This is a genomic window from Holophagales bacterium (assembly GCA_016699405.1).
GTDB lineage: Bacteria > Acidobacteriota > Thermoanaerobaculia > Multivoradales > JAGPDF01 > JAAYLR01.
The window spans coordinates 396,270-409,972 of record CP064972.1; the positions used below are offsets into that span (position 1 = coordinate 396,270).

At 70.8% G+C, this 13,703-nt stretch carries 13 protein-coding genes; 10 read left to right on the forward strand and 3 right to left on the reverse strand.

Features of this window, described 5'->3' with window-relative positions:
- The first annotated feature begins 201 nt into the window (after positions 1 to 201).
- The 7 genes from IPJ17_01740 (at position 202) to IPJ17_01770 (ending at position 7,112) form a co-directional block, all read left to right on the forward strand.
- Complete coding sequence (locus IPJ17_01740; GenBank protein ID QQR74341.1) at positions 202 to 597, forward strand: hypothetical protein; 396 nt, start codon at positions 202 to 204, stop codon at positions 595 to 597.
- A gap of 390 nt (positions 598 to 987) precedes the next feature.
- On the forward strand, positions 988 to 1,818 hold the full coding sequence (locus tag IPJ17_01745) for a caspase family protein (protein QQR74342.1): 831 nt from the start codon (positions 988 to 990) through the stop codon (positions 1,816 to 1,818).
- A 285-nt stretch (positions 1,819 to 2,103) separates the two neighbouring features.
- On the forward strand, positions 2,104 to 3,306 hold the full coding sequence (locus IPJ17_01750) for a hypothetical protein (GenBank protein QQR74343.1): 1,203 nt from the start codon (positions 2,104 to 2,106) through the stop codon (positions 3,304 to 3,306).
- Positions 3,307 to 3,566: 260 nt separating this feature from the next.
- Positions 3,567 to 4,034 carry a sigma-70 family RNA polymerase sigma factor gene (locus IPJ17_01755; protein QQR74344.1) on the forward strand — a complete coding sequence of 156 codons (468 nt, stop codon included), beginning with the start codon at positions 3,567 to 3,569 and terminating at the stop codon, positions 4,032 to 4,034.
- Positions 4,035 to 4,374: 340 nt separating this feature from the next.
- On the forward strand, positions 4,375 to 4,611 hold the full coding sequence (locus tag IPJ17_01760) for a hypothetical protein (protein ID QQR74345.1): 237 nt from the start codon (positions 4,375 to 4,377) through the stop codon (positions 4,609 to 4,611).
- Positions 4,612 to 4,616: 5 nt separating this feature from the next.
- A complete protein-coding gene (locus IPJ17_01765) occupies positions 4,617 to 6,431 on the forward strand; it encodes a hypothetical protein (protein QQR74346.1) in 1,815 nt (604 codons plus the stop codon).
- Positions 6,432 to 6,779: 348 nt separating this feature from the next.
- On the forward strand, positions 6,780 to 7,112 hold the full coding sequence (locus tag IPJ17_01770; protein ID QQR74347.1) for a hypothetical protein: 333 nt from the start codon (positions 6,780 to 6,782) through the stop codon (positions 7,110 to 7,112).
- A 52-nt stretch (positions 7,113 to 7,164) separates the two neighbouring features.
- Here IPJ17_01770 and IPJ17_01775 read toward each other — a convergent pair whose 3' ends face one another.
- Complete coding sequence (locus tag IPJ17_01775; protein QQR74348.1) at positions 7,165 to 7,944, reverse strand: patatin-like phospholipase family protein; 780 nt, start codon at positions 7,942 to 7,944, stop codon at positions 7,165 to 7,167.
- 83 nt (positions 7,945 to 8,027) lie between these two features.
- Here IPJ17_01775 and chrA point away from each other — a divergent pair, with 83 nt between their 5' ends.
- The 3 genes from chrA (at position 8,028) to IPJ17_01790 (ending at position 11,508) form a co-directional block, all read left to right on the forward strand.
- On the forward strand, positions 8,028 to 9,179 hold the full coding sequence (gene chrA, locus IPJ17_01780) for a chromate efflux transporter (protein QQR74349.1): 1,152 nt from the start codon (positions 8,028 to 8,030) through the stop codon (positions 9,177 to 9,179).
- Between the two features lie 67 nt (positions 9,180 to 9,246).
- Positions 9,247 to 10,755: a hypothetical protein gene (locus tag IPJ17_01785; protein QQR74350.1), complete on the forward strand. Its 1,509-nt coding sequence runs from the start codon at positions 9,247 to 9,249 to the stop codon at positions 10,753 to 10,755.
- Positions 10,756 to 10,947: 192 nt separating this feature from the next.
- Positions 10,948 to 11,508: a porin family protein gene (locus IPJ17_01790; GenBank protein ID QQR74351.1), complete on the forward strand. Its 561-nt coding sequence runs from the start codon at positions 10,948 to 10,950 to the stop codon at positions 11,506 to 11,508.
- 24 nt (positions 11,509 to 11,532) lie between these two features.
- Here IPJ17_01790 and IPJ17_01795 read toward each other — a convergent pair whose 3' ends face one another.
- Positions 11,533 to 12,423 carry a serine acetyltransferase gene (locus IPJ17_01795; GenBank protein ID QQR76062.1) on the reverse strand — a complete coding sequence of 297 codons (891 nt, stop codon included), beginning with the start codon at positions 12,421 to 12,423 and terminating at the stop codon, positions 11,533 to 11,535.
- 65 nt (positions 12,424 to 12,488) lie between these two features.
- Positions 12,489 to 13,484, reverse strand: a complete 996-nt coding sequence (gene cysK / locus IPJ17_01800) for a cysteine synthase A (protein ID QQR74352.1) — start codon at positions 13,482 to 13,484, stop codon at positions 12,489 to 12,491.
- Positions 13,485 to 13,703 lie beyond the last annotated feature (219 nt).

The window sequence follows — 13,703 nt, forward strand, 5'->3', positions numbered from 1 at the left end:
CGGCGCGGCCTCGCGAGGCGCGACCTGGGCTCGTCCCCACACCCGAGCCGACGCGATCGACGCGACTCGCCTGGCGCGCAGGGCTTGCCTGTTCTCGCCGGGGAGTCGCCACGCGCCCCAAGGTGGTGTACCGTTGCATTACGCTGCGGTCGCAAAGGAAACAGGCGACCGCAATACAGTCGCTTATCAAAGGAGCGAGGGATGCCGAAAGAGCCGCTGTCGGAGACGCGGATGATCCGCGCGAGCGAAGCCCAGGTCGCGCAGTGGCGGGTTGCCGCGGAGCGAGAGGGATACTGGTCGCTCTCGGAATGGATCCGGACGAAGCTGGGTGTGGCCAGCGGGTCGGAGGCCGAGGCGGAGATCGTCGGCGACGCGAAGGCGATCGCCATCTACCGACCGGACCGCCAGCAGGACCGCAAGCCGGCGCTCTACGAGCTGGCGCGCTACGACTCCGGCGACAAGCTCCTCGAGCTGGTGTTCGAGGTATCGAAGCGCGATTGGTGCACGCCCGGCGTGCTGAAGTCCTTCGTCATCGAGCTCGAGCGCGTCCTCGCGGCACGCGAGGCGAAGGGCAAGGGGAAGAGCCGGAAGGCCTGAGCTCCCGGCGCTCGGCGACGGACGCTCGGGGCACCGCCCGGCGGCAGCTCCGGAGGGGACAGGAACTGATGCCTGTCCCCTCTTTTCGTTCAGCGTCCCACGACGGGACCTCGGACCGGCGAACCCTCAAGAAGACGGTCTGACGCCCGGGGAGGCATCGTCGTGACACCGGCGAGTCGCGGTCGACTCGCCAGCGCTCCGACGACGCGGCTTCCCTGCTTCGCACGACCGCTGCCGAGCTCCGGCGGGCGCGATTCACACCTGCGAGTCGCGCAAGCGGCCTCCGCGGGATAGCAGAGCTTGACCCGGCGCTGGATCGACTGACCAGTTGTTGCGCTTCGTTCGTCTTCCCTGATTGGGAACTCACCGACCCTTCCCGAGGAGGAGACCATGCCCAAGGGCATCGCGATCACGATCGGCCTCAATTCTGTCGATCCTCAGCACTACGCCGGCTGGTCGGGCGACCTCGTCGCCTGCGAGTCGGATGCACGGGACATGGCCCTGTTGGCAAAGAACAGGGGCATGAACGTGTCGAGCCTTCTGACCGCCGATGCGACTCGCGAGCGCGTCGCCGCAGCCGTACGAAAGGCGGCGACGACGCTCACGCACGGCGACTTCTTCCTGCTTACCTACTCCGGCCATGGGGGGCAGGTGCCTGACCTCAACAGCGACGAAGACGACGGACAGGACGAAACGTGGTGTCTCTTCGACGGCGAGCTCATCGACGACGAGATCTTCAAACTGCTCTCGCTCTTCGCCGCCGGCATACGTGTGGTCGTCCTCTCCGACTCCTGCCATAGCGGAAGCGTTGTGAAGATGAATCATTACCTCGGCAAGGGCATCGCCGCCGCCTCGGCCAAGGATGGGCCGCGATACCGCGCCATGCCACTGCTCATCGCCCGGCGCACCTTCGAACAGAACCGCGCCTTCTACGAGCCGATCCTCCAGAGCCACGATCTCGCCAAGGCGCAGGCAAGCGTCAAGGCCTCGGTTCTCCTGCTGTCCGGCTGCCAGGACAACCAGCTCTCGTCGGACGGCGCGTTCAACGGCCTCTTCACCGGAACTCTCCTGTCCGTGTGGAACTCCGGCAAGTTCAAGGGAACGTATCGCGAGTTCCACAAAGCAATTCGCCAGCGCATGCCACCGGACCAGACTCCCAATTACTTCTGGGTCCCCGCCGACGACAAGAGCTTCGAAAAGCAGCAGCCCTTCACCGTCTAGACAGGAGAACAGCTCATGGCTTCGCTTCGAAGTTTCCTCGCGATCTCCGCAGCGCTGGTGCCGGCGATGCTACTCGCCCAAGAGCCGCCGCCCAAGGTTCACGAGATCGATCTCGGCTTGCAGCCACCCGGCTCGACCGCAAGCCGCCCTGTGCGCGCTGGCGAGCACGCCTTCCGGCTCACGAACACACTCTTCGAAAAGAACTACATCGTCACGGTCGTTCGCGAAGAGGTCCCGATTCCCGCGCTCGTTTCGCCCTTCGCCGGCTCGCGCGGAGGCCCACCGATGGCCTGCAAGGCGAGGGCGGACTTCGAAAACAACATCAAGGGCGCAACATCCGAAGCGGCGCTTCGTGAGGCTCGCGCCCTGTTCTGGGCGACGGCCGATCTTGCCGGCTGCGATCGCAACGAACTCGAGCGCGAGGAGAGGGGCCTCACCTCCAGGTTGGTCGACGACTCCTACGAGATCCTCGCCGGAGAGCAGCTCGAGGTGATCGTCGAGCGCCAGGACGACTCCTCCCAGCGTTGGACGACCGTCTTTACCACCGGCCCGGCGGGAGAGTGGCGAACGCTCTACGGATTCACCTTCGTGCCTGACCGCGACGACCGCTACAGCGCGAAGGCAACGGATACGGCCGGAGTCTTCACCGTCGCCCGCGACAAGGACCGGCGCGACGGCACCTTCTTGCCCTCGATCCTCTTCCAGTGGGCGCGGGGCGGCCGGCGCGCGAATTGGCAGAACGGGCTGGTGGCCGGGCTCGGCTTCGAGGAGACTCACCCGGCGATCCTTGCGGGTTGGGGCTGGACCTACCGAGAGAACATCACGCTCACCCTGGGAGTGGCGATTCACGAGCAGAAGCGCTTGGCAGGCAAGTACCACGAAGACGATCCGCTAGCCGAGAACCTAGCCGCCGACCAGCTTGTCGAGACGACCTTCGCGCCGAACGCCTATGTGGGTGTCGCGTTTCGTTTCTCGACCAACATCCACGAAGAACGTGCCAAGGCCGCGAAGGCCCAGGCCGAAGCCGCAGCTGCGGCGGCCAGTGCGAACCAGAAGGCGCTCGCCGCCGAGAAGCAGGCAGCCGAGGCGGAGGCCACGCTCCGCACGGCCTGCAAGTCGGCAGTCGAAACCAAGCGGGTCGAGGAGGTGGCCAAGTGCACCCAGCCGGACGCCGCAGTCCGGGCATCCTGCACTGCCAGCGCCGAGGCCCACTCTGCGGAGGCGCTGGTCGGTTGCGCCACCGCGGCGCTCGATCGGGCCGAGGCGAGGCGAGGCGCCGACAACGCCAGGCGGGCAGCAGAGGCGGCGCACGCTGCGATGGAAGCCAAGAAGAAGGTGTGCCTTGACAAGGCGGCACACGAGCAGGAGGCGGCGCTGGCCGATTGCGCATCGACCGCGGGGACGGACTCCAGGAAGAAATGCGAGGCCAAGGCGAGGGCCGACGGCGATGCCGCCATCCTGAAGTGCCTGACGGACTTCGGAGGATAGTGACTCACACCAGCCTGAAGGAACACGGCGCAGCGCTCGAGAAGCTCTCGTCGGTACGAGAAGGGGACGGCCTGACGGCTGTCCCCTTCTCTCTTGCATCAGCCTTCGGTGAACCGACCTCTCTCTCGCGGACGCTTCAGCGCGTCGAGTCGAGCGATCGCCGACTTCGACGATCCGAGTAGACAACCGCTCGCCGCGCGGCGCGGCGGGTGTCGGCGATTGACGGTCGTCGGCGCTTCGGTCATTCTCCCGGCGCGCTCATGGAACCCCAGGCTGCAGCTTCGCCGCCGTCGCTTACGGTCGATCGCCATCTCGTCGACGTGGCGCTCTCGTTCGCGCGCCGGTTCGCCCTGCGGGCGCAGGACGCCGAGGACATCGCGCAGGAGGCGCTGCTGCGGTTGCTGCGGTACGACGGCGAGATCGCCTCGCCCGTGGCCTGGCTCTTCGTGGTGATCCGCCGGCTGGCGATCGCGCCGCAGCGTCCAGCCGAAGAGATGCTCCCCGAGCGGCTGGCGGGGAGCGACCCCTGGCCGATCGTCGAGCTCGAGCTCGACACGCGCCGCCTGCTTGCCGCGCTGCCGCGGCGTGCCCGCCATGCCCTCGGGCTCGCGCTCGCCGGCTACTCGGAGGTGGAGAGCGCGGCGCGCCTCGGATGCTCCGTCAAGGCGACCGAGAAAGCGCTCCACCGCGCCCGCCGCGAAGCCCGGCGCCGGCTCGCCGCCGGCTGATCCGCCACCCTCGCTCGCACCGACCGCCACCGGGCTCCGACTCGCGGAGTCGGCAAGCGATTCGCTCGCGCGGATCGCGATCCTCGCGCTCGAGGGTAGGAAATCCGCCCCGCCGAGCTCCCTCTCGGTAGACGCCCTCCATTCACCCGCTCTCGCGGAGCGCCGGCTGGCCCGTCGCTCACCCGAGGGCTCCTCGGCGAGGTTTCGCGACCGGCGATGGCGATGCTCACCCCTCCCACTCCGCCTCGACCTGCCGTCGCGAGACCGTTCTCCCGGGGTCCGCCGCGCACGCGGCGCGCTGTCGTCCAGCCTCTCAACGCCCTACGACAGGAGATCTCCGATGACCAAGTCCGACTCCGCGGCCGGCGGCGACCGGCCCAACCTCACCGCCAAGCAGATCGTCGAGGCGACGCTGCGCAGCGGCGCCATCGACACGAAGCAGTCGATCGAATCGCTGGTCAACAAGATCGGCGGCGGCATCGACGAAGTCGCCGGCTACGTCCTCGCCTGGGAGCGCTACGTCCTGGTCGTGGCGCGCGATCTCGAGAGCCCGGTCATCCGCTTCGAACGGCGCTAGATCGCGTGAAGGAGAACCTCGGGCTCGCGGTCGGGCAGGTCGTCGCCGCCGAAGGCTGGCTGGCCGCGGGCATCCGCGCCTCGCTCGGCGATCTCGGCGATCCGGCCGCGGGCCTTTATCCGCGTCGACTGAAGGCGCTCTGCGAGACGTCGTTCCTCGAGCACTGCGCCAGCGCCCGCCCGAGTCCGGCACTCCGCGCCGCCCTGCGCTCGGCGCTGCTCGCCGTGCCGGCGCCGCACCTGCTCAGCCTGCTGCGCCACAACCTGGTGCACGCCAATCTGCTGCTGCCGATCCTCGCGGCGATGAAGGCGAGCCGCCTGCTCGACACGGCCGAGCTCCTCGACCTCGACCGCCTGCTGCCGCTCTGCGCCCGCCACTCGAAGGAGCGCCTGCCCTTCCGCCAGCTCGACCTGCTGCACGCGCTCGCTCGCGTGAGCGGGCGCGAGCGCCACTTCCGCCAGATCGCCGCGGCGGCGCGATCCGGCTGCCTCGGCCGGCTTCGCTTCGCTCAGGACGTCGATCCGCACGACGACTACGCGGTGACCCACACCGTCCTCTATGCCACCGACTTCGGGCGACGTCTCTGGCCGCCGAGGATCGCCGACCCGCGCCTCGTCGAGGAGGTACTCGACCGCCTCTCCTGGCAGGCGGAGCGCGAACGGAATCTCGATCTGCTCGCCGAGTACGCTCTCTGCCGTCTCTGTCTCGCCCGACACTCCGAACGGCTCGACGAGGAGCTGACGCTCCTCGTCTCCGGGTTCGACGCGCGTGGCTGCTGGCCCGGCCCGGCCGACCTCGGACCGCTCCTCGAGCGCGAAGGGCTGCCGGCGGCCGAGCACGACTTCTTCGCCAATTACCATACGACCCTGCTGGTGCGCGAAGTCCTGCTGCGCGCGCTCGGCGGCTCGCCCGGCGGCTCGCGCCGGCCTCGCCCCCGGGTGGTCGCCGCGACGCGACCGCGCGCTCGTTTCTGGCTGCCGCGCCTCCCTCCGCCGACCGCCTCGCCGCTCGCCCGTCTGCGCGGCGAGTACACGCGCCTCGTGCTCGCCGTGGCGGAAGGGCGGGCCGGGACTTTTCGCGCTGCGCTCACGCGTATCGACGGGGTCGGCGGCACGGACGGACCGACGCTCGCCGCCGAGCTCGCCTACTGGACCGCGCGCGCCGGCGGTCGCCCGGCGTCCGGCACGTGGCGCGACGAGGCCGAGCGTCCTCTCGAGGCGCCCGATCTCGACGACCGGAGACTGCGATCGCACCTCCTCGCCCGGCGTGCGCTCGCCACCGAGCCCCTCCTCCCGCGCGGCGAGGCGGAAGCGCTCTTCGACGCCGCCCTCGAGCGCGCCCGCGTCGGCACCACCGCTCCCGCGCTCGACGCGCTCCTCTCCGCCTGCCTGCTCGCTCCTGTCGCGGCGCCCCCGGGGTCGCGCCGCGGGCATCGGCTGCGACAGGCGCTCCGGCGCGCGCTCGCGGCAGCGATGTCGGCCGGGGATGCGGGGACGTTCGCCGCGCTGCTCGGCTACGGCCTGACGAGCTTTCGCACCGACCGGCTGGCGCTCGCCGCGGCGATCGACTTCCTGTTGTCGATGTCCGCCGCATCGCTGCCCTTCGGCTGGGTCACCGCATCCGGCGAGCACGCCGCCGAGGCGACGCTGCGGCAGGAGATCCGCGGGCTTCAGGCCGTCCTGGCACTCCTCCTGAGCCGTGCGCTCGCCCCGAGCGTCCTGTCCCGCCGTCTCGCGACGGCGGACCCGGCGTTCCAGCTCCCGGGTCCGAGTGCGCCGATCGATCGGCGGACCGCCATGGCGGCGGCTCCGCTCACCTGAGAAAAGGGGTTGGCGTGAATCGACGAATGAGCGTGCTCGAGCGGGTCCGTTCCTGGTGGGTGCTCCCTGCGGCGGCACGGGTCTTCCTGGCCGCGATCGGCACCCCGCTCGTCGCACGAAGCTGTCCGGCGATCTCGCGTTGACGCTGCGGCCCCTCCTCCACCGCCGGAGCGTTCCCGTCGGCGGTTCCCCGTCTCTCGACAGCCGCGGCGAGAGGCCACGGCGACGTCCGACCGCACCACGCCGGACGCGCTCCGGCGACGCCGTGCCGGTCGCATGGACGAGCGCAATACGACCGCGCACGATTGACGCTCCCTGCCGCATCGGTCATTCTGCGGGAGAGACCTCATGGAGCCGCTGGCCGCAACGTCGCCTCGACCGCCGCTGGTCGATCGTGCCCTCGTCGAGGTCGCCCTCGCGCTGGCGCGGCGACTCTCGCGGCACGAGCAGGACGTCGAGGACCTGGCCCAGGAGGCGCTGCTGCGGCTACTGCGCTACGACGGCGAGATCGCCTCGCCGACCGCCTGGCTCTACATGATGATCCGCGGCCTCGCTCTGCGCCCCCGGCGGCAGGTCGAAGAACCCCTCCCGGCGCTCGTCCCCGCCGTCGACCCCTGGCCGCTCGTCGAGCATCGGCTCGATGCGCGCGGGCGACCCGCCCGGCGAAGACACGTCCGCTGAGGCGCCGGCGCGCCCGACGACGGGCGGGCACCCACCGTCCGCTCTCTTCCGCTCAGCTCCCCTGATCCACCAGCCGGCGGATCTCGCCGATGCGTTCGGCGGCGGCCGCGTAGCCGAGGTCGACGAGCTCTTCGCGCTGCTTGAGAGCGAGCGACGGGAAGCCGGAGAGGGCGGGCGGGCTGAGGACGAGATCGCAGTGGTGGAACCGACGCCGCGAGTTGTGGAACATGCCGATCTCGAAGGCGCGCTGGGAGACGGCGAGCGAGGTGCGCATCTCCCCGGCGTCGACCGTGCGCAAGGGGCTCGCGTAGACGCCGAGGATGACGTCGCAGAGGCCGAGCAGCGGATCGACCGGGAAGTTGTCGAGGATGCCGCCGTCGGCGAAGAGGCGACCGTCGATCGCCGTCGGCGTGAAGACCATCGGCACCGACGAGGAGGCGACCACCGGACGGATCAACTGCCCGGAGGAGAAGATCTCGAGCTTGCCGCGCACGATGTCGGTGGCGGTGACGAAGAGTCGCTTGCCCAGGGCCTCGAAGGCGTCGGCGGGAAAGTACTCGCGAAAGTCGGCGACGACCTTGTCGGTGTCGACGAAGCCCGGCTTGCCGAGGGCGAAGCGCGACGGGCGGAAGGGGCTCTTGCGCACGAAGAAATCGAACATCGCCTCGGCCGGATAGCCCGCCGAGTAGAGCGCACCGACGATCGCCCCGGCGCTGGTGCCCGAGATCGCTTCGGGAACGATCCCGTTTTCCTCGAGCGCCTTGAGCACGCCGATGTGCACCAGCCCGCGGCTGCCACCGCCGGAGAGGACGATTCCCAGTCGGTACTGCATCGTGAGGTCTCCAGGCTGCTTCAGCCCGCCGGGCTCAGCATAGCGCCGCTCGAGCCCCGTAGAATCCGCTCGAGCCTCCACCGATGAGCCTGTCAGCCTCCTCCCGCGCGGCCCGACTCCGCGAGCTCGCGGTGCTTTTCCTGAAGCTCGGAACGGTCGGCTTCGGCGGACCGGCAGCGCACGTCGCGATGATGGAGGAGGAGGTCGTCCGCCGACGCGGCTGGATGACGCGAGAGCGCTTCCTCGACCTCTGGGGAGCGACGTTCTTGATCCCGGGACCCAATTCGACCGAGATGGCGATCCACATCGGTCACGAACGAGCCGGTTGGCGTGGTCTTCTCGTCGCCGGCACCGCCTTCATCCTGCCGGCGTTCCTGATCGTCCTCGCTTTCGCCTGGGGCTACCGAACCTGGGGCAGCTTGCCGGAGCTTTCCGGGGTCCTCGCCGGAGTCAAACCGGTGGTCTTCGCGGTCGTCGTCCAGGCGCTCTTCGGCCTCGCGCGCAGCGCCTTCAAGAACCTTCGCCTCACCGCGCTCGGCGTCGCGGCCTTCGTCGCCTCGGCAGCGGGCCTGCACGAGCTCGTGGTGCTCCTCGCCACCGGCGTCGCCGCGGTGGCGCTCGAGGGCGGGTTCCGGCCTTCGCGGTCCGCCGCGGCGATCTGGCTGCCGGCGGCCGGCGCACCGGCGCTGCTCACCGCCGTCGCACCGGTGCCGTTCGCTTTCGGAACCCTCTTCTGGACCTTCGCCAAGATCGGCTCGGTCCTCTTCGGGAGCGGCTACGTCCTGCTGGCCTTCCTGCGGACCGATCTCGTCGAGCGACTGGGCTGGATCACCGAGGCGCAACTGCTCGACGCCCTGGCGGTCGGCCAGGTGACTCCCGGACCGCTCTTCACCACGGCGACCTTCATCGGCTTCCTGGTCGGCGGTGGGGTCGGCGCCGTGCTGGCCACCGCCGGGATCTTCCTCCCGGCCTTCGTCTTCGTCGCCGCGAGCGGTCCGCTGGTGCCACGGCTGCGCGCCTCGCCGACGGCGGGTGCCCTGCTCGACGGCGTCAACGTCGCGTCGCTCGCGCTGATGGCCCGAGTCACCGGCGAGCTGGCGCGGACGGCTCTCGCCACGCCGCTCGCGCTGCTGCTGACCCTCGCGAGCGCTGCCCTGCTGCTCGGCACGCGGGTGCGCTCCGCATGGCTGTTGCCGGCGGGCGCGCTCCTCGGCTGGCTCACGATGACGCCCTGAGCGGGCGCGGCCATCGAAGTGGCCCGCCGCACCCCCCGATGTCGTGGTGTAGGGCGGAGGAGGACGGATGACGCACAGACTCGGGATGTCCCGCACTTCCACACTCGGCTTCGCGCTTGCCAGCCTGGTCGGCGCGCTCGTGGCGACCCCGGCCGACGCCCGCTTCATCCGCGCTGCCGTCGCCGCCGAGCCACGCGGCCTGGTGCTAGCGCTCGACCGTCTCGCCGCGGACGGCTACCGCCTCGAGGTGACGATCGACGGTCTGCCGTTCCTCGCGGCGCTCGTCTCCTGCGAGGAGCAGGCCTGTCGCGACACGTTCCGCTTCAGCTATCGCGCCCTCGACGGGAGCTCGGCGGCGGATCTCTCCTCGGCGCTCGCCGACGGCTATCGCTTCCGCGCCGTCGCCCGCCTCGGCGACCGCTCGCTTTTCCTCTTCGAGCGCGACGCCCGCGTCCGGCTCGAGCCGATCGAGATGCGCTGGCTAGAGCTCGGCGCGGCCGCTGGCGGTCTCGACGAGGTCGCGGCGGCGCGGGAGGCCGGCTTCCGCCTTGCCGCGGTCGGTGGCGTGCGACGCGATGTCGTCCTCCTGCTGCTCGAGCGCCGGCCCGGCGAGCGCGGCGAGCCGCGCGAGGTGCGCCATCTCTCCGACCACCCGGGACCCCTGGTCGGCGCCCTCGACCGCGCTGCCGCCGAGGGCTTCGCGCTCGACGCGATGTGGAGCCGGCGCCCGAACGGCAACCCGTTCACCGTCGAGCTCCACGCACTGATCTCGCGGCCACGCTCCGGGCGGACGGCACGCGCACCCTTCCTGCTGGTGACCGATCGGGGTGAAGTGAACCGACAGGGGCGACTCGTCGCTTCGCTCGAGTGGAACGAGCGCCGGGCGCTCTTCTTCCAGGAGCTGCCGGGCTGGGACGACGACGTCGAGGAACGAGACCTGCCGGCAGGGTCGGTCAGCTCGCCCACCGCTTTGAAAGGCGCGCTCGACGAGGCGTTCCGCCAGACGCCGTTCGACCCGATCGTCTCGGCGTGGGCGGAGCCGAAGAGCGACGGCAGCTCGCGGCTCGTCACGCTGTCGGTCGACGAGCAGCCGAGCGGCCCGCTCGACCCCGAGCCCGCCTCGCCGACCGGCCGCGGGCGACCGGAGATCGTCCCCGCCCTGCCGCTCGCGATCCCTCCCGGCGCGCAGGCGCTCGGCGAGGGCGGTGGCGAGCCCGGGGCCCGCTGGCTCGCCTGGGCGCATGCCCTCGAACGGCGCGACCTCGCCGCCGCACTCGCGATGATGAGCGAGGGGAAGCGGCGCGACTTCGACCTCTCCTGCCGGGTGCGTTCGATCCGCGAGACGCCGAGCGAGCGCACGCAGAAGAAGATGCTCGGCGAATGGGCCGAGAAGCTCCCGCGCGACCCGAGCGTCGCCGGCGGCTTCGTCCTCGCCGACCGCGCCCGTCTCCGCCTGCTCGGCCGGCCGTCCGCTCGGAAGGACGCTCCGCCGATGCTCTACGAGGTCGAGCTCGTCCGCGAAGCCGGCGCCTGGAAGGCGGAGGGGGAGGCGGAGGCGATCGGGCTGGCGCGCTGACGCGCCGGCTTCTCGGGCGGACGCCGCTCCTTCCCGCCCGAGCGGCGCGGCCATCGCCTCGCCGCGGCGCGAGAGTAGCCGGCCCCGCCAGCGGCAGCGGGCGGGCTGACCCGCTTTCGCTCCGGCGAACGGGGCGGTGCGGCGGGCACGCAACTTGCGATCTCTCGCTCGTCAAGAAAGGAGACTCCCGCCATGCACGATCGGGCATCGCATCCCGTCCTCGTCCTCGTCACCGCGCTGCTCACCACTCTCGCCGCCGTGCCCTCACTCGCCGAGGAGCCGTCCTTCGAGGTCTCCGCGGTCGTCGAGCCCTCCGGCTCCTATTCGGAGTACCGGGGGTTCGATCTCGACACCGGGCTGGGGTTCGGCCTCGGCTGGCACTTCGCTCCCCGCTGGACCGGCGAGGTGCGCGCCCTCTTCCATGACGGCGACATCGCCTCGACCGACACCTACCAGCTCGGCGTCCGTTATGCCTTCGACCTCGGAGGGTCCTGGCACCCGTTCGCCGTCGGCGGGGTCCACTACGGACGCAGCGAGGTGGATTACGAGGTCGTCTGCTTCCGCGCGCCCTGCCCGCCGCACCGGTCGAGCGACTCGGTCACCGGCCTCTTCGCCGGTGGCGGCGCCGACTGGCAGTTCTCGCGCCGCACGGCGCTTCGCCTCGAGGGACGCTTTGCCGTCTACGACTCCGACGCCGGAGACGACTCGACCGATGCCACCGACCTCACCGCGGGAATCGTCGTGAGGTTCTAGCCCACGCGGCGGTGCCGCAGCGCTTCAGATCTCGAACTCCAGCCCCATCGGCTCGACGCCGCGGACGCTGAGCTCCGGCGGCTTCATCGCCACGCGTGCGCCGGCAGGCACCGAGCGGGTGAGGAAGACCGAGCCGCCGACGATCGCCTCGCGGCCGACCTCGGTCTCGCCGCCGAGCACCGTGGCGTTGGCGTAGAGCGTCGCCTCGTCACGCACCGTCGGGTGGCGCTTCGTGTGGCGCACCACGCGCCCGCTCGCGTCGCGCGGGTGCGAAAGCGCGCCGAGCGTGACGCCCTGGTAGAGCTTCACGCCGTCGCCGATCGTCGTCGTTTCGCCGACCACCACGCCGCTGGCGTGATCGATGAAGAAGCGGTCGCCGATCGTCGCCCCGGGGTGGATGTCGGCACCGCTCTGCGTGTGCGCCCACTCGCTCATGATGCGCGGCATCAGCGGCACGTCGAGCCGGTAGAGCTCGTGAGCCACCCGGTGCACGGTGACGGCGAGCAGGCCCGGGTAAGCGAGGATGATCTCGTCGAGGCTCTGCGCCGCCGGGTCGCCGTCGTAGGCCGCCTGCACGTCGCCGATCAGCCGGTCGCGGATCGCCGGGAGCTTGCCGAGCAGCGTCGCCGCCGCCCGCTTCGCCGCCTTGGCACAGGTCCCCGCGGCGCGCCCCTCCATCTCGCGGGCAAAGCACATGCAGGTCTCGATCTGCCGCTCGAGCTTCTCGCGCAGCGTCGAGAGGAGCGTGCCGACGTGGAACGGCAGGTTCTCGTCGGTCAGGTCCTGACGCCCGAAGTAGCCCGGATAGAAGAGCTCGAAGAGGAGATCGACGACCTCGTGGATCTCCTCGCGCGACGGCAGGTAGCGGCGGTTGAGGTGCTGGCCGCGGGGGTCGCGCCGGTAGCTCGCGACCATCCCGTCGACCAGGGCGGAGAGGTCGACCCCCGCCGCCTTCTCCGTCGCCTGCTCCGAGCTCACCGTCAGATCCCCACCGGCACGGCCTGGGCCTTCTCCACCTCGGCGAACATCCCCTCGAAGAGCGCGCCGGAGAGGTAGCGCTCGCCGGAGTCGGGCAGGACGACGACGATCGTCTTGCCGGCGAACGCCGCGTCGTGCGCCAGACGCAGCGCCGCCGCCATCGCCGCGCCGCAGGAGATGCCGACGAGGATCCCCTCCTCGCGCGCCAGACGGCGTGCCATCGCGATCGCCTCTTCGTTGGAGACCTGCTCGATGCGGTCGAGGAGCGACAGGTCGAGGTTCTTCGGCACGAAGCCGGCGCCGAGCCCCTGGATCTTGTGCGGCGCCGGCTTGAGCGGCTCGCCGGCGAGCGTCTGGGTGATGACCGGCGAGGCGGTCGGCTCGACGCCGACGGAGAGGATCGCCTTGCCCTTCGTCTTCTTGAGGAAGCGGGAGACCCCGGTGATCGTCCCGCCGGTGCCGATGCCGCTCACCAGCACGTCGACCGCGCCGTCGGTGTCGTCCCAGATCTCCGGGCCGGTGGTCGCCTCGTGGATCGCCGGGTTGGCCGGGTTCTCGAACTGGCGCATCGGCACGAAGCGCTCCGGGCTCTCGCGGTAGAGCTCCTCGGCCTTGGCGATGGCGCCCGGCATGCCGAGCGGTCCGGGAGTCAGCACGAGCTGCGCGCCGAGCGCGACGAGCACCTTGCGCCGCTCCATCGTCATCGTCTCCGGCATGGTCAGAACGCACTCGTAGCCACGGGCCGCCGCCGCGAAGGCGAGCGCGATGCCGGTGTTGCCGCTCGTCGCCTCGAGAATCGCCTTGCCCGCCTTGAGCTCGCCGCGCTGCTCGGCATCCCACACCATCGCCGCGCCGATGCGACACTTCACGCTGTAGGCCGGATTCCGGCCCTCGATCTTGGCGAGCACGCGGGCGTGCGCGCCCTGGGTCAGGCGGCGGATCTCGACGAGCGGCGTGTGGCCGATCGAGCGCGAGTTGTCTTCGAAAATACGGGCCATGGGGATCTCCTTGCCGGTCTCGCCCGGGACAGGCCTCTCCCATCCGCGGCGACGAGTCCGTGCAAGCCCCAACGCGGCGCGGGTTCCGCCTATTCCAGCCGGGTCGCTCCGGGCCGAACGCCGGGACCCGGACCCCGACGCGGCGCGTCCGGGCAGCGCGGCCCCGGGTCGGATGCGCGAGTGAACTGTTCCACTCGGCCGGCCGGACTGTCTGAACCC